Here is a 21,589-nt window from a genome sequence, read left to right as displayed (position 1 = left end):
TTCGCTGACACTCCTTCTGTTCCTCGGGGGTGCCAATTGGCGCCGGTTGGTGTCCTGGCCCAGGAGAGCGACCCATGCCCGAAGGGTTTCCACTTCGAGCGGATGAGCGGGACCGGCTGTGTTCAGGATCTGAACACGTTCCCCGAATACGGGCATCCCGGCTACACCGGGAGCCCGGTCTGTGATCTCGGGGCAGCCGTCACCGAGTGGAGAGAGGTCAGGGGAGAAGTGCCGGGTCAACCCGGCGCGGGTGCGTTTGCGTTCCTCTGCTACTGCGACACGAGCCTCGATCGGAACCCGGACTCGACCGATCTGGCCAGGTGCCCCAACGTTGCACAGTTGGTGGAAGACTCGCGCATCGAGCGGGGATTTGTCGAACCCACCACAACCACGGCCCAAGAGACGGCGACCACCGAGCCGGCATCGGAACCAACTTCCACGACGGCGACCGTGACCTCCACGACGGCACCGGCCATCCCCTCGGAACCGTCCGAGCCGGCGGGGGGCGTTCCGGGATCGGCGGCTGCGGTGGCTCTTGTGACCGTTGCCGGTGTGATGGGTCAGGCCGTTCGCGCCGGTGTCGTGCGCGGCAAAGCCGGGGAGCTGGTCGCCAAGGGTGACGCGCTCCCCAAGGATGTGCGCGACAAGATCGACAACCGCAAGAAGGAGCTGCGCACCCGCCTGAGGCAGAGGTACCAGGAGGCCCTGCAACGACTCCGCCGGCACCGTATCGTGCGCCGTCCCGGTGAGATCGTGGAGCGTGGAGAGCGTCGCTTTCGGGAGGCTCAGGCTCGGCTCGACCGCAGATCTCGGCGCGTCGAGGAACGTCTCAGGAAACGTGGCAGAGAGACGATCGACCGCATCGGACGGAGCCGGATCGTGCGTCGTGGTCGTGATCTCTTCGACAAAGGTGCCCGTGGTCTTGCACGGCTGCGAGCGGACTACCAGGCAGCGCAGGGACTGCACACCATCCTGACAGACAGGCGACGTCTTCAACAGGAGGTGGACCGGGGAATCGAGCGGGCGGTTCACCGAAGACTGGTGGGTTCCGGTGTGTCGCCACTGCTCGTAACCGGGCTCGGAGGAGAGCGAGCGATCGGCAATTCGGTCAAGCGGTTCTTTCGCGATCCTCGGCGTGAGTTTCGGCGGGTTGGTCGGACACTCAGGAGTCCGCGCAACGTTGTGAAAGAAGTCGGACGGGGAGTGCGTCGAGTTGGCAGATCCATCGACAAGAGCCCACCTGCCCAAGCTTCCCGCTTCATCTTCGGGCGTCGCGGTCTCGGGAGGCTCTTCAGGCGGAGAAGGAGGCACCGATGACAGTGCTGTGGACGTTCATCGGAGTTGCCGCATTGTTCGTCGTCGTGGCCGAGTTACTCGAAGCGTGCCTCGGCGGTCTACATCGTGAGGTGGTGCGTCCAAAAGGCGACGGTCTCCGCACCATGGCGTCGATCATCGCGCTGGTAGTGCTCCTGATCATGCTCGGTGCCCCGCTGTCCCTGGAACAGTCGGCCATCTTGGTGATCGTCGGGACCCTTGCGGGCTATGCAGTGATGGTGCACCGGGGGTTCATCGTCGACATGGGATCGGCGGTCGTCCATCGCTGGAACGGGCTACTTGGGTTGTGGGGCCTGTCGGGGGCTCTCGTGATCGTCGGATCGATGTGGTTGGGAGACCGGATCGCCGGTGTAGGACTGATCGGCCTGCTTCTGGCTACCGCTGCGGCGATAGGCCGATACGCAGCGCTCTGGAGGATGGCCATCAGTGCCGAAGCGACGTTGGTGGCACAAGCACTCGTTCTCGGTGAACGGTCATGCCCGAATTGTGGAGTGGTCATGGATCCCGCCATCCGATCGTGTCCGGCATGTGGGGCGGATGCAGGACGATTCTGCACTTCGTGCGGCCTGTCGGTGTTGGGGAGGGATCGATTCTGTAGTTCATGTGGCACGCTGATCGCTCCTCCGCTCCCCGATCCGCTACCCGGGCAGATCGCTCAACGATTCTGCATCACGTGCGGCTCTCCGATCGGCATGGCGACGCTCTTCTGTGACCGATGCTCGATGGAGGAGCCTGCGCCGTGTCCGTTGTGCGGAACGGCACTGTTCCCAGCGGATGGGGCCTGTTCGTTGTGTGGACTCCACCCCGATGAGGTGGATGGCGCCACGGTCAGGTCGATCGTTGCTGCCTCGACGCCTGCCGTAGTGACGGAGTGACATCAACAGGTGATCATCTCGCAGTTGTGCCGCCATTCACTCCCCGATGCTCCACTGAGATTGTTGGCGGCTGACCGATCCGCCTTGTGATTGTGCCGTGTCGGCACGTGCGGGCACCCAAGCGGTGTGCTCATTGCCGTGCTACCACCCTTCCCAGTCGGTAGGTCGCAGTGAGGTGACTGATGCTGCTTCAACACTGAGCATTGTGAGGTGTGACCGCATCGAGTACGAGGACATGAATGAGCAGGCGCCGATGCCAGAGTTGAAGAGGATGATTGACGCATGACTCCTCAGTGCGATGGGGAACGACGCGCCCGGTAAGGTCCTCGATGATGCAGACCGACGGTGATGAGCAGGCGACATCGAAGTCCGGTGACAGGCACTCGATCGGGCTCGTCGGTGCCGTGGCAATCGGGATCGGCGGGATGGTCGGCGGCGGGATCTTCGCGGTGCTCGGCGTCGCGGCGACCGACGCGGGCGGTGCCACACCGTTGGCGTTCCTGGTCGGTGGACTCATCAGCGTTCTCACAGCCATCAGCTACAGCAAGCTCTCGGTTGCCTATCCGAGCGCAGGCGGCACCGTTGCCTTCGTCGACCGAATCTTCGGTATCAACGAGCTCACGGGCAGTCTCAATGTGGTGCTGTGGGCCGGGTACGTGGCGACCACTGCCTTGTACGCATCGGCCTTCGGGCATTACTCCGCCACGCTGTTCCCAGGCGGCACCGACCCCACTGTCCTTCTACTCCGCGGGCTGATCTTCGCGGGGATTCTCCTGCCATGGTTGATCAACCTGTCGAACGCAGGACTCGTCGCCAGGACCGAGGGGGCGATCGTGATAATCAAGTTGATCATCTTGGGTGTCGTGATCGCGGCCGGCGTCCCGGCTGTCTCTCCCACGAAGCTCGCGCCCTCGTCGTGGCCGTCACTGATGGCAGTCGTGGCAGCGGGAATGCTGATCTTCGTTGCCTATGAAGGGTTCGAGTTGATCGCCAATGCGTCGGCCGACGTTCGGGACCGCAGTCGCACATTACCGCGAGCATTCGCTCTTGCCGTCGGGATCGTCATCGTCCTCTACGTGCTGGTCTCAGCAGTGGTGGTGGGGTCGTTGACGCCTGCACAGATCAGCAAATCGGCCGATTTCGCTCTCGCGCAGGCCGCTTCCGCCACGCTGGGATCGATCGGATTCAGGCTCGTTGCCGTCGCCGCGATACTCGCGACACTGTCCGCCATCAACGCCACGCTCTATGGGGCGGCGCGCCTCAGCTACACCATCGCGAGCGTGGGTGAACTGCCCGACCGATTTGAACGCCTCAAGTGGAACGAGCCGATCGGGCTGCACATCACCGCCGGCGCCGGGCTTGCGATTGCCGTTGGCCTTCCACTGACCAGCATCTCCGCCTTGGCGAGCGCCATCTTCCTCATTGTCTTCACCGTCACCAACGCCGCGGCGTTTCGTGTCGGACGGCAAGCCGGCGTCAGGCGGGGACTCGCGGCAGCGGGCGTCATCGGCTGTGCCGGATCTCTCGTGGTGCTGCTCGTCAGATCGGGAAGACACGATCCGGCGGCGCTTCTTACGCTGTTCAGCCTCTTGGCGCTGGCCCTCGGTGCCGAGCATCTGATTCTCAAACGTCGACCGCAACGACATAACCGACCGCTCATCAGTATCGACGGCGACTGAAACATCCTCGGGTTTCGGATGCGGATCCGGCGTCGCACTCCGACCCTTCGGCGCTACTCGACGGCGACGGGGTGCGGTTCGACTGGCTGGTCGGTCACGGGGCGGGCAGCTATTCCGCCGGGGTCGGTCGGTGTGGGCTCGAGTCCTTCCGGGTGTGCCGCAGGCGGCCATGCGAAGAGTGGTCGGCGTCAGGGCGGGGACACTTCATCGCACTGGGTTCCTTCCTTCTGAGGCGCGAAACTTCACCAGGTCACATGATTGGTCAGGAAACCGGCGCGCCGAACGCACGTTCGGTTAGGCTACGGATATGGCGAGCGCGGCCACCATTCTGCATGCCGATCTCGACGCCTTCTACGCCTCGGTCGAACAGCTCTTGGATCCGACGCTGCGAGGCAAACCGATCGCTGTCGGAGGCGGCGTCGTCGTGGCGGCTTCTTACGAAGCGAAGGCGTTCGGCGTCCATGGAGGCATGCCCTGCCGTCGGGCGCGCGAACTCTGCCCGCAGCTCACGATCGTCGGGGGCCGCTTCAAGGAATATCAGCGGCTGGGTGACGCCGTGATCGACGTCTATCGGGATTTCACCCCATTGATCGAACGAATCTCGATCGACGAGGCCTTCATGGATGTGGCTGGGTCGATGCACCTCTTCGGTATACCAAGGGACATCGCGGTCGAAGTCCGCACCCGGGTTCGCGAGGAGATCGGCCTGCCAGTGTCGGTAGGCATCGCTCGTACCAAGCATCTCGCCAAGATCGCCTCGCAAGTTGCCAAGCCGGACGGGCTGCTGCTCGTCGAGCCTGAGAGCGAACTCGCGTTTCTTCATCCACTTCCCGTCGACTTGATGTGGGGGATCGGACCGGTCACCAAGGCGCGTCTGGCCGAACGGGGCATCCGCACAATCGGTGAGCTGGCGGCTGTTCCAGAGAGATCTCTCGACCATCTGTTGGGAAAGGCCGCGAGTGTCAAACTCGGTTCGCTCGCCTGGAACCGGGATCCCCGGGAGATCGAGAGGCACAACAGAGCCGCCTCCGTGGGCGCGCAGTCGGCGCTCGCGCGCGGAAAGGCAACAGAGGAACTGATCGAGCGCACGTTGCGACACCTCGCCGACCGGGTGGCGACTCGCCTTCGTGCCAAACAGCTGGCGGGCCGAACCGTCACAGTGAAGGTGCGATTCGCGAACCTGAAGGCAGTCACCCGCTCGGTCACACTGCCTGCGGCTGTGTCCATCACACCGATCCTCGCGGAGATCGCCGAGGAACTCGTCCACGCGGCCCTGTCCGACCATCCCGACGAAAGACAGATCTCGTTGCTCGCGATCTCGGTCTCTCAGCTCACTCACGAGGCGGCGCTGCAGCTCGAGCTCCCCATTGACGTGGGTGACGGGCGGCTGCAACCGGGCACCGAGGAAGGCTCGGAACGCTGGGCGCTGGATCGCGCCGTCGACAGTGTGCGTGACCGGTTTGGGCGCACGTCGGTTGGCTATGCGTCGGTGATCCTCGACGAATTGGGTTCTGTGCCCGACGAGTTCCGGGAGCTGGCAGAACACTGACATCCTGAACCCTGGGCTCGTAGGTACCCCAGGGGTACCCGTGAGCCCAGGGTTCAGAGTTACGCGAGCTTGGCCAAGCGGTCGGAGATGATGTGAGTGGCCTCGGTCATGATGTGATCGATGAGTTCTTGCACGGTCGGGATGTCGTGGATCAAGCCGATGACCTGACCGACGGCCAGGGTCCCTTCATCGACGTTGCCTTTCTCGACGACCTCTTCAAGACCCCTGCGACCGGACACGTAGGAGACGATGTCCTGGATCGTCGCGTGACCGGTCGATTCGATCTCGATCACCTTCTCCGCCGTCTTGTTGCGGAGGACACGCTCGGTGTTGCGAAGTGTTCGCATGATCAGGGCGGTGTCGGTCTCGTTGTGATCGAGGATCGCCTGCTTCACCGCCTCGTGGACGGGGGCCTCCTTGGTCGCGACGAACCGCGTTCCCATGTTCATCCCGTCCGCGCCCAGGGCCAGCGCCGCGACGAGTCCTCGGCCGTCGCCGAAACCTCCCGAGGCCACGATCGGGATGTCGAGAGCGTCGACCGTTACCGGAAGCAGCACCAGCGACGTGACGTCGTCCTCGCCCGGATGCCCCGCGCATTCAAAGCCGTCGATCGACACCGCATCGCAGCCAATCGCCTGGGCTTTGAGCGCGTGACGAACCGACGTGCACTTGTGGATTACCTTCATGCCGGCGGCCTTCATGTGGGGCATGTACGGTTCCGGATTACGACCGGCCGTCTCGATGAACTCGATACCTTCTTCCGCGCACACTTGGAGGTAGGCGGGATAGTCGGGCTGGCGCAGTGATGGCAGGAACGTGAGGTTGATCCCGAACGGCTTGTCGGTCATGTCCCTGCACTTGCGGATCTCGTTACGCAGACCGTCTGGAGTCTCATGGCTGAGGGCAGTCATGAAGCCCATGGCTCCGGCGTTGGCGACTGCAGAGGTGAGTTCTGCGGTGGCGATCCACATGAGGCCGCCCTGGACGATCGGGTGCTCGATCCCGAACAGATCCGTGATTCTGGTCTTCATTCCCGACTCCCTTCGATTGTCCACAGCGTAGATCCATTCAGCGGGGCAGGGCACGTCGTTGTGCAGCGAACCGGGGTCTGCGTTGCCTGATAACGTGTGATCGATCAAAAGGAGTCGCTATGACAGATGGAGCGTCGCTCGTCGACGAGCGTGTCGCGGAACTCTTGTCCGGGTTCGACCCGGACATGGATCCCAAGGAGTTCTGGGGAAGACAGTACGACCTGGGCCTCGCGTGGGTCCACTTCAAGGAGGGGTTTGGCGGTCTCGGAGTCAAACCCAAGTACCAATCCGTCGTGCAGGATCGTCTCGAAGCGGCCGGTGCATCGGTCGAGAATCGTGAGCTGAACCTCCTCGGCATCGGCATGGGCGCCGGCGTTCTCGCCGCACACGGGACGGAGGAGCAGCAGCGTCGCTGGCTGCGTCCCATGTTCACGACCGAGGAGATCTGGTGTCAGCTCTTCAGCGAGCCGGGTGCCGGTTCAGACCTCGCGGGTCTGTCGACGAAGGCCTATCGGGACGGGGACGAATGGATCGTCAACGGCCAGAAGGTGTGGACGACGCTCGCTCATGTCGCCAAGTGGGGGATGCTTCCGGTGCGCACCGATCCGGAAGCGCCAAAACATCGGGGCATCACGTATTTCATTGTCGACATGAAGGCCGAAGGTGTCGACGTACGCCCCCTGTACCAGATCACCGGTGAGGCCGAGTTCAACGAGGTGTTCTTCGACGACGTGCGAATTCCGGACGATCAGCGCATCGATGCGGTCGGTGCAGGCTGGCGTGTGGCGATGACGACACTCATGAACGAGAGGGTCGCGATCGGCGGCAAGACCTTCCCAAGGGGATCGGGGGCGATCGAGAATGCCGTCGAAACCTGGCGGGAGTACGGGCTCGACGATCCGGTCCTGCGCGACGAGTTGGCGAGATTGTGGGCCGAATCGGAGGCGTTGCGCCTGACCACGATGCGCGCGGCAGAAATGAGAAAAGTCGGTGTTCCCGGTCCGGAAGGTTCTACCGGCAAGCTCGCATGGGCCGATCTCAACAAGGTGATCACCTCGTTCACGATGGACATGATGGGCTGGGACGGTACTTTGTTCCCCGGTGGCTATCAGAAGGTTCGGCCCGTATCGATTGGTGATCCGAAAGCGAGACAGAAGCAATACCTGCGTTCACGCGCCAATTCGATCGAAGGAGGGACGTCGGAGATCTTGCGCAACATCCTCGGAGAGAGAGTGCTCGGCCTTCCGGGCGAGCCGCGGGTCGACAAAGATGTGCCCTGGAAGGACGTTCGCCGTGGCTGAGATGACCTTTGCACTCACACAAGAGCAGCAGATGCTGCAAGAGACGACTCGGCAATTCCTCGAGGACCGTGCGGATTCAAAGATCGTCCGCGATCTGATGGAGAGTCCAGATGGTTTCGACAGCGACTTGTGGAAGGCAGGCGCAGAACTCGGATGGCACAGCCTGGCCATCCCCGAAGAATACGGTGGCGTCGGATATGGGTTCGCCGAGACGAGCATCGTCATCGAGGAGCTCGGCAGGGCTCTGTTCCCGGGACCGTTCCTTCCGACCGTTGTGATGGCGGCCAACGCGATCCTGCTCGCCGGTTCGGAAGAGCAGAAGCAGGAGCTCCTGCCAGATGTAGCTGCGGGAGAGACCATCATGACGATGGCGCTGTTTGAGGGATCGCACGGTGCCGGACCGAGAGACATCGCGATGCGAGCGACGGCCGCCGAGGGCGGCTGGGTGCTCGACGGAGTCAAACGATATGTGCTGTATGGCAATATCGCCGACACGCTCATCGTGGCTGCCCAGACAGATGGCGGTCTCAGCCTTTTCCTCGTTCCTGGTGACGCGGACGGTCTGAGTGTGACCGTTGTACCGACACTCGACGCGACGCGTCGTGAGACCGACGTGTCCTTCGACCATGTCGTCGTGAAAGAGCTCCTCGGCGAAGAAGGGTCGGCGGAGCCGGTGATCGAGCGGGTTCTGTTGCTCGCCAACATCGCGCTTGCCGTCGAGCAGATTGGGGGAGCGCAGTGGTGTCTCGAAACGGCCGTCGAGCACGCCAAGACCCGTTTCCAGTTCGGCCGGGCAATCGGGTCGTTTCAAGCGATCAAACACAAGTGTGCCGACATGCTGGTCGCGGTGGAGCACGGGAAGTCCGCCGCATACTGGGCGGCGCGCAACGTGGACGATGAAGCCGAAACGAGGATCGCGTCGCCGATGGCGAAGGCGGTCTGCTCGGATGCCTACGTCTCAGCGGCCGGAGAGACTATCCAGATCCTCGGCGGAACGGGCTTCACGTGGGAGCACGACATCCATCTGTATCTGAAGAGGGCCAAATCCACGTCGCTCATGTTCGGCGGAGTCCGGCACCAGCGCCGGCTTTTGGCCGACGCGCTCGGCTTCTGAGCAAATCCGCCCCCGGCGATGTCGGTGTGGGGATGGGCGGCTGTGCACGCCATTCGTGAGGCCGGAGATTCCGTCGGTACCTGTGTGGTACCGACGGAATCGAGAAGCCGGCAGTGGTGCACGGTCGCCGAGACGCATGCCACACATTTCTCGGCGGGCTCGGAGGAGTTCTCGTCTCAGTCGAGTTGGCCGTGTGTGCGCTTGAACGCCTTGATGCCGGCGGTGATCGATCCGTAGATGTGGTCTTCGCCGATTGCATCGAGCACGCCGCTGGACCGCATCACGTCCTTGACGGGATCGCGGACACGAGCGAAACACAGTGACACTTGACGACGCTTCAGTTCGTCGTGCAGCTCGAGGAGTCGTTCGGCTGCGGTGGAGTCCAAGCCGTTGATGCCTTCGGCATCGACGAGGACCGTGTCGACGTCGCCTTCGGAGGCCAGACGCTCAACCTCGTCTACGAAGTAGGCGGCATTCGTGAAGATCAACGGGGCCTCGAAACGGAACACGACGAGTCCCGGGACGGTCTTGCCCTCCGGGTGCAGCGAGAGGTCCTGGAAGACGTGACCGGCGGTCTTGCCCAGGGTGACCGCTCGGGGGCGGCTGGCGCTGCGGATGAGGAGGAGCAGGTCGAGGGTGATTCCTGCCCCGATTCCGGGAAGCACGCCCAGCAAGAGGACTCCGAACATGGAAACGAAGGCGAGCAGGAATTCCGAGTGGCTGATACGCCAGAGTCTCCGGAAGTACGCGGGATCCGCAAGGGTGAACATCGCCTCGATGACGACAGCGGCAAGGGCCGCGTCGGGCAGATGCGCGAAGACCGGCATGAGGTACAGCAGCGTCAGGACGACGAGGCCCGCTGTGATGACAAACCCGAGTTGTGTCTTGGCTTTCGCGGCGAGTGCCACCGAGGTCTTGGAGAAGCTCCCGACGGCGACGAAACCTCCGCTGAGGCCTGCCCCAAGGTTGGCCGGCCCTAGGGCGAGGAGTTCCTGGTTGGGATCGATTGTCTCGCCGGTCTTGGCGGCGGCGGCCTTGGCCGATCCGAGCGTCTCGGCGTAGCCGAGGAGAACGATGGCGAGCGCCCCGGAGAGAAGTGTCCTGTACGCAGAGAAGCCGTCGACGGAGGGCAGACCCAGGCTGGGAAGACCCGCGGCGACGGTTCCGACGGTGGCAACCCCGTGACTTTGGAGGTCGAACAAGGTCACGGCCATGATGGCAACGGCGATGGTCACCAAGGCTGCGGGGACCCGCGGCGCGTGCTTCCTGATCCAGAAGAGCAAGAACAGACTGCCCACGCCAACGATGAGTGTGGCCGCGTTGACCTCGTTCAGGGCACCGAGGATGTTCCAGAACTGCTGGAAGAAGTCACCCCTTGTCGCGGTGAGTCCGATCAGTGTCGGAACCTGACCGATGATGGTGACCAACACGACACCGGCGATGAAGCCCTGCATCACCGGGTGGGAGATGAAGTCTGTGACCCATCCGAGGCGAAGTAGGCCGAACACCAGAAAGAGGATCCCGACCAGGATGGCGAGTGCCGCCGTGAGGGCCACGTAGTCGGCGGTGCCGCTCGCAGCCAGAGATCCAATCGTTGCAGCCGACAGCAGTGCGGTTGCCGAGTCGGGACCGACCACCATGATGCGAGAGCTCCCGAAAATGGCATAGGCGAGCAGCGGCAGGGGGACCGTGTAGAGACCGATGACAGGGTCGACCCCGGCGATGCCGGCATACGCCATGGCTTCCGGTACGAGCACCGCCCACAGCGTGAGTCCAGCGAACAGGTCCGGGCGCAACCACGAGCGCCGGTAGTGAGGCAACCACGCCATGATCGGCAGGTAGCGCTGAAGAGCGCTCGTTCGACGTTCGCTGCTCCGTTCCCGCATACTTCGAGACTAGGAGCCCGCCGAGTAATGCATGGCACACACCTCGACGACCGTGCATCGCTCATCGAGGTACTCCGTACCGCTCGCGAAGCGAGCCTACGACAGGGGACCTCTCAGTCCTCGCTCACTTCGGGTCAGGAGGTGCGCTGGTCGGGTGCGTCGGGATCGATGCCGCATCTGTCGATCGCGTCTTGTGACCTTTCGAAGCCGATAGCAGCAGCCGCTACGTCCGCCCTGCGGTCTTGCATCAATGCCGCCTCGCGATACGAAGTACGAAATACGAAGTACTGGAGAACCGCCAGGACATCGTTCCCATTTGGCAGGATGTGTGTTGTCTCTTTGGGAGGTTGTCGTGGCCGATGGTTTCGGTTCGGTGCAGCCGCGTCGGAGGGGGCACTTCAGCGTGTCGAGGAGAAGCGCCTACTCGATTTCCGGCCGATCGGCCGCTTCGAGACGTTCGACCAGTTGCGCGACGTCCTGGGCCTTCTCGCGAGAACACACGAGGATCGCATCGGGAGTCTCGACGACGACCACATCATCCAGACCGACGATCGCGACGAGACGGCTCTCCGCTCGTATGTACGACCTCGAAGTGTCCAGAGCGAGAACATCTCCGGTCAGGATGTTGTCGTTCTCGTCCCGATCCCCGATATCCCAGAGGGCGGACCACGAGCCGATGTCGCTCCAACCTGCGGCGAGAGGTACGACGACGGCGTCTGCCGTCTGTTCCATCACCGCGTAGTCGATCGAGTCGCCTTCTATTGCTGCAAAAGACTCGAGGTCGATGCGAATCGTTCCGTTGCTTCGAGCGCTGTGCGATGAAGCCGACCGGACGGCGGCGAGCATCTCGGGACGGTGTTTGCCGAGCTCATCGAGGAACCGGGAAGCCCGGAACACGAACATGCCGCTGTTCCACAGGTAGCGGCCTGACGCGATGTAGTTGGCCGCGATCGCGGCGTTGGGCTTCTCGACGAACCTGGCGACCCGGTACGCGTCCCCGATGGAGCCTCCCTGCTCGATGTAGCCGTATCCGGTCTCGGGTGCGGTCGGTACGATCCCAAAGGTGACGAGCCTGCCGGCATCGGCATGGGGGATCGCCCGGGCCATCGCATCGAGGTAGGCGTCGAGGTCTTTGATCACGTGGTCGGCCGGCATGACCAGCAGGATCGGATCGGTGCCATCGGCGGTGGCGTAGAGAGCGGCGAGAGCCGCGGCGGGCGCCGTGTTCCGTCCGACAGGCTCGATGATCAATGTCGCTCCGGGTGCCTGTTCGCGCACGGTGTCTGCCTGGGCGGCGTTTGTCACGATGATCGGGGCCCCGGCAGCTTCAATGGCCTCGGCTCGCTCGACGGTATCTTGGAGCATCGTCTGAGAGCCGGTGAGGGCGGTGAACTGCTTCGGGCTGGTCCGTCGCGACAGTGGCCAGAGACGTGTTCCGGAACCGCCGGCCAGGATCACCGGGATGATTGGACTACTCATTGCGCTACCTCGGCTTCGGTGATGCCTTCTTGGGTTGCGAGCAACTCCACGAGCGTCTCGGCACGCTGGGCATCGACTTCCATGCGCATCATGCCACCCGTGTCCCCATACCGCTGAAAGCTGACATCTTGAGCGGAGGGGTCGATTTTGGTTGCGGTCTTCCAGACTTTCGAGAAACTCGCTGCGTCGTCGAGGATGACCTCGACCGTGACGAGGTTGGTGCCGAGGCGCCGCCGCAGCCAGGCGTCGATGATTCGCAAACCCAAGAGGACCAGGAGCACGACTGCGGTGGCGACGATGGCCAGCAGCAGACTTCCGGCGCCGGCGGCCATTCCGATCGCCGCCACGGTCCACAGTCCTGCTGCCGTAGTGAGGCCTCGAACGGTTGCGCCTTCCTTGAAGATGGCGCCTGCGCCGAGGAAACCGATGCCGGTCACGATCTGTGCGGCGACACGAGCCGGATCGGCCGTCGGGCCGAAGGCGGTGAGCGAAAGGAGCGTGAAGAGAGCCGAGCCCACGCCGACGAGCATGTGGGTGCGGAATCCGGCGGCTTTGAGTTGGACCTCTCGTTCCAACCCGATGGCGCCCGAGAGCAGTGCCGCGACCAGGAGTCGGCCCGCATCAGCGAAGAGGATGAGATCCACGTCACTCTCCTTTGAAGTCTGGTGTACGGCGTTCCATGAGCGCGGCGAGGCCTTCTGCGAAGTCGTTGGAGTTGAGGAACGCCGCGTTCCAGAGGGCCACGTAGTCGAGTGCCTCCTCGATCGACCGGTTCGCGCCGGCGCGCAGCACCTGCTTGATGCCGCGGATCGTAAGCGGTGAGTTGGCGGCGATGGACCCGGCGAGATCCTGTGCGGCTGCGATGAGGGCGGCGCTGTCCGGGTAGACACGGTTGACGAGACCGATGCGTTCGGCCTCGGCCGCAGAGACATCGCGTCCGGTGTAGATGAGCTCGGCGGCGTACCCGGCAGGGATGATCTTGGGAAGGCGCTGCATTGTGCCGACATCCGCGATCATACCGAGCCGGGTCTCACGCACCGAAAACAGGGCGTCTGCGGCGGCGAGGCGAATATCGGCGGCGGTGATGAGGTCCACCCCGGCACCGATGCACGCGCCGTGAATAGCGGCGATGACGGGCAGGGGACTGTCAGCGAGCGCGGTGAACGATCTCTGAAGGCGCTTGATCTCCCGGTAGAGGTCCTGGCGACGCTTGACATCGGTACCGGCCGGGAAGGAGGCCAGAGCGGTGATATCGATCCCGGCGGTGAACGCGCGGCCTCGTCCTGCGATGACGATGGCCCGGGTCTCTCCGTCGTCTCCGACGGCCCGGATGGCCTTGGGGAGGTCGTCCCACATGGGCAGGTTCAGAGCGTTCAGCTTTTCCGGCCGGTTCAGCCAGATCGTTGCAACGTGCTCTTGGCGCTCGATCTCGATAACGTCAGAATCCACAGCAGCAGGTTAGGCGAGAGACAGGAGCCGATGATGCGTTACCGGCAGTTGGGCAAGTGGGGGCTGAAGGTCTCGGAGATCTCGCTGGGCGCATGGACGACCTATGGCGATTCCGTGAAGGACAAGCAGTTGGTCACCGAGATCACCAGGACCGCGTACGACGGCGGTGTGAACTTCTTCGACAACGCCGACGTGTACGCACAGGGAGCCGCCGAGCTGGTCATGGGCGAGGTGCTGTCGGATTTCCCGCGGCACACACTGGTGATGTCATCGAAGGTGTACTGGTCGATGTCCGAGGATGTGAACGATCGGGGTCTGTCCCGCAAGCACGTGAGAGAGTCGATCGTGAAGAGCTTGGCACGGCTTCGCACCGACTATCTGGATTTGTACTTCGCTCACCGCCATGACGATGCGGTGTCCATGGAAGAGATCGTCACCACGTTCAGCGGACTGGTCGACGAAGGCAAGGTGCTGTATTGGGGTACGTCGGAGTGGCCCGCGGCCAGGATCGCCGAGGCGGTCGCGTTCGCTCGTGGGAATGGTCTGCACCCGCCGGCGTGCGAGCAGCCGCAGTACTCGATGCTGTATCGGGAGCGAGTCGAGAGCATGATCCTGCCCGAGGTGAAGGCGGCCGGGATGGGCATGGTCGTGTGGAGTCCGCTGGCCGGCGGAGTGCTGACCGGCAAGTACGACGACGGTTTTCCTGAAGGATCGCGGTATGCCCAGGACGGAGAGTTGAAGGACTGGATGTACACCGAGGAACGGCGAGAGAAGGCCAAGGCGCTGAAGCCGATCGCCGAGGAGGTGGGGCTGACCCGATCCCAACTTGCGCTTGCCTGGGTGCTGCGCCAGCCGTCGCTGACGAGTGCGATCACCGGCGCGACGAAGGTGTCACAGATCAAAGAGAGCCTGGGCGCGAGTGAGGTCGAGATCCCGGCGGAGGTGCTGGAGAAGATCGACGCGATTCTTGGTTGAAGTTTCCTGTCAATGGCAGCGTCGAATAGCGACGCCAGCATTGACGAGAAACCGACTCCCCGTTTCCTCCCCAAGTGAGACTGCAGGGCCGAGGGATTTGGCGGCGGTGTCTGGCCACACAGCGTGGCCCTAGGCTCGATGGTGGACTGATTCGCCGAAGGGGCACGTGCTGATCGCATTGTGGGGACGCGACTCGGGAGGACACCGATGTCCGGTCGATGTCCCACTTTCGTCATCCGTTTGACTGTGCTGGCGCGCGTCCTCTGACAAAGGAGGGCAATCGGGAGATCCGTTTCTTGCGCCGACCGTTCTTTGGGAGAGACACAGGAGGCACAAGATGACACGAGAACCTCGAAACGGCCGCTGGTGGATCATCGGCCTGGTCCTGCTGCTCACACTTGCGCTCATGGCGCCCGCCACAGCAGCACCGAACGGGCACGCCAACCACCATGCGTTTACGAAGACGATCACAGTGGTGAGCACCAACGACTTCCACGGCGCCCTTATTGGAAGAACTCACTCGTGGTCGCACGGCGACGTTGTCGGCGGCGCAGCCGTCCTAGCCGGCTATCTGGACATCGTCCGTGATGAGAATCCAGGTGGATTCTTGTACTTGGACGCTGGCGACGCGATGCAGGGCACGCTGATCTCGAACTACTTCGATGGGGCATCGACAATCGACGTGTTCAACGCCATGGGCGTGGATGCGATGACCATCGGCAACCACGAGTTCGACTGGGGACAGGATGTGCTGGCCGATCGGGAACATCAGGCCCATTTCCCGTTTCTGGCGGCAAACATCTACTACAAGAACACGACGACGCGGCCCTACTGGGCAACACCGTACATCGTCAAGCGGGTCAAAGGTGTCAAGATCGGCATCATCGGGGTTGCCAACCCTGAGACGCCGTCGATCACCAACCCCGTGAATGTCTCCGACCTCGAATTCACGGACCCCGATGGAGCAGTGAACGATCTCATCGAAGACGTCGAGGCTGCAGGGGCGACGATGATCATCGTCAATGCTCATCTCGGGGGATTCTGGCCCGACTTCAAGGAAGGAATCAAAGACCTTGCCTGCAGCCTGGATTCGGACAAGGTCGACTTGATTGTCTCGGGCCACACACACTCGCGTATCGACGACGTGATCTGCGACATCCCGGTGGTGCAGGCCTACTCGTCCGGCACCGCGTTCGCCCGGGTGGATTTCACCGTCGACAAGCGCACAGGCGAAGCGATCAGCTATGAGATGAACTACAAGCCGACGACAACCTTTGAGACCTACTACGGAGCTCCCGCTACCTACGAGCGGTGGGACACCGGGGTGCGGCAGGAGGTCGTGCCGAATGCGGAAGTCGCCGCCATCGTCGCTCGTTACGCGGCGGAGGTCGATGCAATCAAGAATGAAGTCATCGGCGAGACGACGATCGCGATTACTCGTGACTACCGGTACGAGTCGGCGATGGGTGACTGGGTCACTGACATCATGAGGGCATACGATCCGGCGATCGACTTCGCGATGACGAACAGTGGCGGACTTCGTGCCGATATCGATGCTGGGTCGATCACGTTCGGGGAGGTGTTCGAGGCGCTACCGTTCGACAACACGCTCGTGACTGTCGAACTCACGGGTGCCGAAGTGATCCAGGTTCTCGAAGAGGGGATCACCGGGGAGCACGGTGTCGTGCAGGTGTCCGGCCTGCAGTTCACGTTCGACTATGACGATGTCGCCGGGAGTCGGATTGTCGGGGATGTGATCGACCTGTCGACCGGCTCGCCGCTCGGCTCGACGACAACGTACTACGTCGCCGTGAACGACTTCATGGCCAATGGTGGCGACGACTACGCCACGCTGGCCGCGAGCCCGCAGGTGAACAGCTACGTACTGGTACGAGATCTGGTCGTCGACTGGGTGAAGGCCAACTCGCCGTTCACCCCACCGGACCCGACAGTGGAGCAGCGCATTACCGCGCTGGGTACACCGCCGAGCTAGGAGAACATTGCTGGGGAGGTCCTGGCGGCCTCCCCAGCCCCTGCCTGATGACGCAGCGTCGCATCACCTTTTTCGTAGATGACCATCCGTACACACGGTGGTATGGAGCGACGGTCGAGCACGCCGTCATCGCCCACGATCAGCGGATCCTCTCCGACATTCGAGAGGGTCGGGCATGGGTGGTCGACGCTCGTGGTGACCGTGTCGGCCTCGGTGGCACGCTGGAGAACGGCGTCCACCTCTACGTCCGGCATGAGCCGGATCGCCTCATCTGACCAGCACGTCACGAGAGGGGCGGGCTCTCCGGGCCCCGCCCCCCGTTTGTTTCCTGTCAATGGCAGCGTCGGATAGCGACGCCAGCATTGACGAGAAACTGGCTAATTGATGCCCTCGGGGCGGAACAGGTCGTCGTGGACCCGCAGCGCGTACCGGTCGGTCATCCCGGACACGTAGTCGATCGCTCGCTCCACGGCGCCGGCATCGTCGAGGCGGTAGGTGTCGGGCACCTCCTCCGGGTGCTCGATGAAATGATCGACCAGGTTCCTGATCACGGCGATGGCACGTTCCTGCTGTGGACGTGAGGCCGGTCGCAGGTACACCCGTTCGAACATGAAGTCGCGTAGCACCTGCATGGTCTCGGCGACCGTGGGTTCCATCACCACCGAATCTTGACGGAGTGACTCGTCGACGACCGCGGCGATCATCGTGTTGATCCAATCCGATCCCGGCTCGCCGAACACTCTGAGTGCCCGGGTGGGAAGATCCCGGCGGCTGATCACTCCGGCACGCAGGGCGTCGTCGACGTCGTGAGTGAGGTAGGCGATCCGGTCGGCAAACCGACAGAGGTGACCTTCGGGCGTTGCAGGGCCCGGGCCTACCTTCCACGAGTGCGCGCGGATCCCATCGAGCACCTCCCATGACAGGTTCACCGGCTCCAGCACACGAAGCACTCTGATGCTCTGTTCCGAGTGCAACCATTCGCCTTCCACGTAGGGGGACAGGGCCTCCTCTCCGGTGTGCCCGAACGGTGAGTGCCCGACGTCGTGACCGAGGCAGATCGCCTCGGTCAACTCCTCGTTCAACCCCAGGTCGGCGGCCATCGCTCGACCGACCTGGGTCACCTGCAGCGTATGGGTGAGGCGCGTGACGTAGTGGTCTCCCTCGGGGTTGATGAACACCTGCGTCTTGTGTTTGAGGCGCCGGAACGCCTTGGTGTGCAAGATCCGGTCCCGGTCACGTTCGAACGCGGTGCGGTATGTGTCGGGCTTCTCGGGATGCTCGCGCCCTTGGGACTCTGTCGATTTCGTCGCGGCGGGTGCCAGGAGATCGCGTTCCTGCTGCTCCCGCACTTCACGAGTGCGGCGGATCATGGCGCTCATGGCATCAAGGTTAGAGGCCATCTCTCTGGTTCCTGTCAATGGCAGCGTCGGATAGCGACGCCAGCATTGACGAGAACGCGTTCTGCTCTCCCACGGAGGTCGCAGGTATTTGGCGGCGGTGTCTGCCCACGCAGCGTGGCCGACCGTCGGCTAAACTCGATCGTGGACTGATTCGCTGAAGGGGCACGTGCTGATCGCATTGTGGAGACGCGACTCGGGAGGATATCGACGTTCAGTCGATATCCCACTTTCGTCATGTTCTTGACCGTGTCGGCGCGCGCCCTCTGAGACAGGAGGGCAGTGTGAAACGCAAGAGATGGACCGTACTGGCGATCTTCGCGATGGTGGTGGCACTGTTGCCTCTCAGCGCAGCGCCGGCGGGGGCGGCAGGGACTCCAGGCCTCGACATCACCGGTGTTGTTGATGGGCCGTTGACTGGTGGAGTGCCAAAGATGGTCGAGTTCCGTGCCATCAACGATATTCCCGACTTGAGCATCTACGGATTCGGTTCGGCGAACAACGGAGGGGGCAGCGACGGTGAGGAATTCACGTTCCCTGCGGTTTCAGTGGTCGCAGGGGAGTATGTCTGTGTAGCGAGTGAAGTCCCCGGCTTCAACTCATTCTTTGGTTTTGATCCCGACTTCACCAGCAGCACGGCATTCATCAACGGGGATGATGCCATTGAGTTGTTCATGGATGGCGGAGTCATTGACGTGTTTGGCGACATCAATGTCGATGGCACCGGTGAGCCCTGGGAATACCTCGACGGCTGGGCCCATCGCATCGATGGTACAGGTCCTGACGGAAGCACATTCGTGCTTGGGAATTGGACGGTTAGCGGACCCAACGCATTGGACGGGGAGACAACCAACGCAACTGCCGGGAGTCCGTATCCCATCGGATGCGACGGACCTGCAGGGCCGGTGCCCGCTCCGGACGTCACGAATACGATCTACGAGATTCAGTACACGACCGGTGATGCCTCGCCGCTGGCCGGTCAAGCGGTGGTGACCGAGGGCGTCGTCACCGCCGTGTTCGGCAACGGGGTCTTCATCCAGGACGGAACGGGACCGTTCAGCGGACTGTATCTCTACAACCCGAGTCCGATCCCTGTCGTCGGCAACGTCGTTCGAGTCCAGGGCGTAGTTGAGGAGTACTACGGCAAGACGGAGATCGACGGTGGCACACTCTGGAACATGGGTCCCGGGACGTTTCCGGCGCCCGAAGTGCTGGCCACCGGTGATATCGCCGATGAACAGTGGGAGTCCGTTTTCGTCCGTGCCGAGAGTGCGACGGTCATCGATCCTGATCTTGGATACGGCGAATGGTCGGTCGACGATGGCAGCGGGCCGGTGCGAGTCGACGATCTCGGCTCATACGGATACGTACCGTATGCCGGCGATCCGGTGACTTTTGTGCAAGGACCCCTCGACTATGCATTCAGCAACTTCAAGATCGAGCCACGTGACGACGGGGACCTCTTCGTCGATCTGAGTGCCTGCGGTCTCCGCTACACACCGATCTACGACATCCAGGGCAGTGGTGAAGACAGCCCGGTCGAATACCAGACCGTTTGGACCGAAGGTGTCGTGACCGCCGACTTCCAGGAATCGAGTGAGCTGAAAGGCTTCTTCCTTCAGGACGCCGCCGGTGACGGTGACGTCGCGACGTCGGACGGCATTTTCGTATATCAGAAGGCGGCATGGGGCGACGTGGAAGTCGGCCAGCATCTGCGTTTCCAGGCGAAGGTGTCCGAGTACTACGGGCTGACGGAGCTGAAGTATGTATCCAACCTGACCGTGTGCGGCAGCGGATCGGTTGCGCCCACGGAAGTCGATCTGCCGGTTGCGGAGGACGATCGCGAAGCGTACGAGGGCATGCTGCTCACGTTCCCGGAATCTCTCGCGGTCGCCGACAGCTACAACCTGAGCAAGTATGGCGAGGTCATCCTGTCGGCCGAGGGGCGACTGTTCGTTCCGACCAATCAGTTTGCGCCGAGCTTCGACTGGTACGACTCGAGCGACAGTGACGGCGTCGCGGAGATCCTCGAACCGCGTCTGCTCGTCCTCGACGATGCCAGTAACTACTGGTACCCGGATCCAGTTCCCTACATTCAGCCGTACGGGACCCTGCGCTGGGGCGACACGACGACCGATCTCACCGGGGTTCTTACCTACACCTACGGTGCCTACAAGTTGGAACCGACCGAGGCCGTCGTTTTCTCCGAGGACAATCCGAGGCCCGGCACACCCCCCGGTGTGGGCGGTGTGATCAAGGTCGGATCGTTCAACCTGCACAACTGGTGGACGACGCTCGGAGGCCGTGGCGCCCGGAGCGAGACCCAGCTGGAGAAGCAGGGAGCCAAACTCGTTGCTGCGATCACGGGCCTTGGAGCCGACGTCATTGGTGTTCAGGAGCTCGAGAACAACGGTGACACGGCGGTTTCCGCGCTCGTCGATTTGCTGAACGTCGAAGAAGGCGCCGGGACGTGGGATTACATCCGCGATCCCGACTACCCGGGCGGCATCGAAGCTACGAACGCCATCAAGGTGGGGATCATCTACAAGCCCGACGTGGTCAGCCCCGTCGGTGATGCCGAGTGGAGCCTCGACGCCTCGTTTGCCGAAGCGCGGCCTCCTCTGGCACAGACCTTCGAGTTCTATGGGGACGAGTTCACGCTGGTCGTGAATCACTTCAAGTCGAAGGGCCACTACGGGGATCCGCTCGCTGAGGGCGATGAGGATATCGGCGATGGCCAGGGCTACTACAACGCCACAAGGGTCAGCCAGGCCCATGCGGTCGTGGAGTTCGTGTCCGCGTTGGAGGATGCCGGCAAGCCGAACGTTCTCGCGGTCGGCGATCTGAACGTCTATCCGAAGGAGGATCCGGTTGTCGTGCTCGAGGCCGACCTCGAGAATCTCCTGGCAGGACTTCCGATCAACGACAAGTACTCGTACACGTACTATGGGCAGGCCGGCGAGCTCGACTATGCCTTCGGCAACGACGCGATGCAGGAGTACGTGCGTGGTGCAGGGATCTGGCACATCGACGCGGCAGAACCGGTCGGGTTCAACTACTACGGAGCGAGTTCGCTCTACGCGGCGGATCCGTTCCGGGCGTCCGACCACGATCCGGTGATCGTTGGCGTCTGTGAGCTGATACCGCCGAAGATCTACCTGAGTGCCGATCCGGACGTGCTCTTCCCGGCGAACCACAAGTACGTCGAGGTGAACGTCGACGTGACCGTCGTCGACAACTACGCCCAGGATGTCGAGTGGCACCTGGTCTCGGTCGTCTCGAACGAACCGGACAATGGCAGGGGTGATGGCAACACGGTTCAGGACATCGTGATCATTGACGACACGACGTTCTTGCTTCGTGCAGAGCGCTCCGGACATGGGGATGGACGCATCTACACCGCCACGTATCAAGCGACAGATTCCTGCGGGAACACGACCGTGGCCACGGTGACCATCACGGTTCCTCACGGCCATGGCATGTGTCCGAGAATCAGGTAAGCAACACGAACACGAGAGGGGCGGGC

At 62.7% G+C, this 21,589-nt stretch carries 16 protein-coding genes; 10 read left to right on the top strand and 6 right to left on the bottom strand.

The features are described from left to right. The first annotated feature begins 102 nt into the window (after window positions 1-102). The 4 genes from GWP04_04590 (at window position 103) to dinB (ending at window position 5,438) form a co-directional block, all read left to right on the top strand. Window positions 103-1,317 (top strand): hypothetical protein, encoded by a 1,215-nt coding sequence (locus GWP04_04590; protein NIA24826.1) that lies wholly within the window; start codon window positions 103-105, stop codon window positions 1,315-1,317. Further along, window positions 1,314-2,210, top strand: a complete 897-nt coding sequence (locus GWP04_04585) for a hypothetical protein (protein ID NIA24825.1) — start codon at window positions 1,314-1,316, stop codon at window positions 2,208-2,210. The genes GWP04_04590 and GWP04_04585 overlap by 4 nt, the downstream gene beginning before the upstream one ends. Before the next feature lie 332 nt (window positions 2,211-2,542). Beyond that, complete coding sequence (locus tag GWP04_04580; protein NIA24824.1) at window positions 2,543-3,889, top strand: amino acid permease; 1,347 nt, start codon at window positions 2,543-2,545, stop codon at window positions 3,887-3,889. A 307-nt stretch (window positions 3,890-4,196) separates the two neighbouring features. After that, complete coding sequence (gene dinB, locus GWP04_04575; GenBank protein ID NIA24823.1) at window positions 4,197-5,438, top strand: DNA polymerase IV; 1,242 nt, start codon at window positions 4,197-4,199, stop codon at window positions 5,436-5,438. Between the two features lie 59 nt (window positions 5,439-5,497). On the opposite strand, the gene GWP04_04570 is transcribed toward dinB, so the two are convergent. Next, window positions 5,498-6,469 carry a nitronate monooxygenase gene (locus tag GWP04_04570; protein NIA24822.1) on the bottom strand — a complete coding sequence of 324 codons (972 nt, stop codon included), beginning with the start codon at window positions 6,467-6,469 and terminating at the stop codon, window positions 5,498-5,500. Window positions 6,470-6,588: 119 nt separating this feature from the next. Here GWP04_04570 and GWP04_04565 point away from each other — a divergent pair, with 119 nt between their 5' ends. After that, entirely contained in the window at window positions 6,589-7,770 is a 1,182-nt protein-coding gene (locus tag GWP04_04565) for an acyl-CoA dehydrogenase (GenBank protein ID NIA24821.1), read from the top strand. 1 nt (window position 7,771) lies between these two features. Continuing rightward, complete coding sequence (locus tag GWP04_04560; GenBank protein ID NIA24820.1) at window positions 7,772-8,884, top strand: acyl-CoA dehydrogenase; 1,113 nt, start codon at window positions 7,772-7,774, stop codon at window positions 8,882-8,884. 176 nt (window positions 8,885-9,060) lie between these two features. Here GWP04_04560 and sulP read toward each other — a convergent pair whose 3' ends face one another. The 4 genes from sulP to GWP04_04540 all read right to left on the bottom strand — a co-directional run bounded on the left by sulP (window position 9,061) and on the right by GWP04_04540 (window position 13,698). Then, window positions 9,061-10,770: a sulfate permease gene (gene sulP, locus GWP04_04555; protein ID NIA24819.1), complete on the bottom strand. Its 1,710-nt coding sequence runs from the start codon at window positions 10,768-10,770 to the stop codon at window positions 9,061-9,063. A gap of 420 nt (window positions 10,771-11,190) precedes the next feature. Further along, on the bottom strand, window positions 11,191-12,249 hold the full coding sequence (locus GWP04_04550) for a mannose-1-phosphate guanylyltransferase/mannose-6-phosphate isomerase (GenBank protein ID NIA24818.1): 1,059 nt from the start codon (window positions 12,247-12,249) through the stop codon (window positions 11,191-11,193). After that, window positions 12,246-12,893: a hypothetical protein gene (locus GWP04_04545; GenBank protein ID NIA24817.1), complete on the bottom strand. Its 648-nt coding sequence runs from the start codon at window positions 12,891-12,893 to the stop codon at window positions 12,246-12,248. The genes GWP04_04550 and GWP04_04545 overlap by 4 nt, the downstream gene beginning before the upstream one ends. 1 nt (window position 12,894) lies before the next feature. Next, entirely contained in the window at window positions 12,895-13,698 is an 804-nt protein-coding gene (locus tag GWP04_04540) for a crotonase/enoyl-CoA hydratase family protein (protein NIA24816.1), read from the bottom strand. Window positions 13,699-13,731: 33 nt separating this feature from the next. Between GWP04_04540 and GWP04_04535 the strand changes: the two genes are divergently transcribed. From GWP04_04535 to GWP04_04525, 3 genes are all read left to right on the top strand, one after another. Then, window positions 13,732-14,673, top strand: a complete 942-nt coding sequence (locus GWP04_04535; GenBank protein NIA24815.1) for an aldo/keto reductase — start codon at window positions 13,732-13,734, stop codon at window positions 14,671-14,673. 337 nt (window positions 14,674-15,010) lie between these two features. After that, a complete protein-coding gene (locus tag GWP04_04530) occupies window positions 15,011-16,666 on the top strand; it encodes a hypothetical protein (GenBank protein ID NIA24814.1) in 1,656 nt (551 codons plus the stop codon). Between the two features lie 47 nt (window positions 16,667-16,713). Continuing rightward, a complete protein-coding gene (locus GWP04_04525) occupies window positions 16,714-16,941 on the top strand; it encodes a hypothetical protein (protein ID NIA24813.1) in 228 nt (75 codons plus the stop codon). A 102-nt stretch (window positions 16,942-17,043) separates the two neighbouring features. Here the strand turns inward: GWP04_04525 and GWP04_04520 are convergent, their stop codons facing one another. After that, window positions 17,044-18,036: a deoxyguanosinetriphosphate triphosphohydrolase gene (locus GWP04_04520; GenBank protein NIA24812.1), complete on the bottom strand. Its 993-nt coding sequence runs from the start codon at window positions 18,034-18,036 to the stop codon at window positions 17,044-17,046. Between the two features lie 311 nt (window positions 18,037-18,347). Between GWP04_04520 and GWP04_04515 the strand changes: the two genes are divergently transcribed. Beyond that, a complete protein-coding gene (locus GWP04_04515) occupies window positions 18,348-21,563 on the top strand; it encodes an ExeM/NucH family extracellular endonuclease (protein ID NIA24811.1) in 3,216 nt (1,071 codons plus the stop codon). Window positions 21,564-21,589: the final 26 nt, after the last annotated feature.

The organism is Gammaproteobacteria bacterium (assembly GCA_011682695.1).
In the GTDB taxonomy this organism is placed as follows: Bacteria; Actinomycetota; Acidimicrobiia; order Spongiisociales; family UBA4744; genus BMS3Bbin01.
This window is presented reverse-complemented; position numbering and strand designations above follow the sequence as displayed.

Coding starts and splice junctions, on each gene's coding strand:
- GWP04_04590 (NIA24826.1), top strand. CDS start 103: ATGAGCGGGACCGGCTGTGTTCAGGATCTGAACACGTTCCCCGAATAC.
- GWP04_04585 (NIA24825.1), top strand. CDS start 1,314: ATGACAGTGCTGTGGACGTTCATCGGAGTTGCCGCATTGTTCGTCGTC.
- GWP04_04580 (NIA24824.1), top strand. CDS start 2,543: ATGCAGACCGACGGTGATGAGCAGGCGACATCGAAGTCCGGTGACAGG.
- dinB (NIA24823.1), top strand. CDS start 4,197: ATGGCGAGCGCGGCCACCATTCTGCATGCCGATCTCGACGCCTTCTAC.
- GWP04_04570 (NIA24822.1), bottom strand. CDS start 6,469: ATGAAGACCAGAATCACGGATCTGTTCGGGATCGAGCACCCGATCGTC.
- GWP04_04565 (NIA24821.1), top strand. CDS start 6,589: ATGACAGATGGAGCGTCGCTCGTCGACGAGCGTGTCGCGGAACTCTTG.
- GWP04_04560 (NIA24820.1), top strand. CDS start 7,772: ATGACCTTTGCACTCACACAAGAGCAGCAGATGCTGCAAGAGACGACT.
- sulP (NIA24819.1), bottom strand. CDS start 10,770: ATGCGGGAACGGAGCAGCGAACGTCGAACGAGCGCTCTTCAGCGCTAC.
- GWP04_04550 (NIA24818.1), bottom strand. CDS start 12,249: ATGAGTAGTCCAATCATCCCGGTGATCCTGGCCGGCGGTTCCGGAACA.
- GWP04_04535 (NIA24815.1), top strand. CDS start 13,732: ATGCGTTACCGGCAGTTGGGCAAGTGGGGGCTGAAGGTCTCGGAGATC.
- GWP04_04530 (NIA24814.1), top strand. CDS start 15,011: ATGACACGAGAACCTCGAAACGGCCGCTGGTGGATCATCGGCCTGGTC.
- GWP04_04525 (NIA24813.1), top strand. CDS start 16,714: ATGACGCAGCGTCGCATCACCTTTTTCGTAGATGACCATCCGTACACA.
- GWP04_04520 (NIA24812.1), bottom strand. CDS start 18,036: ATGATCCGCCGCACTCGTGAAGTGCGGGAGCAGCAGGAACGCGATCTC.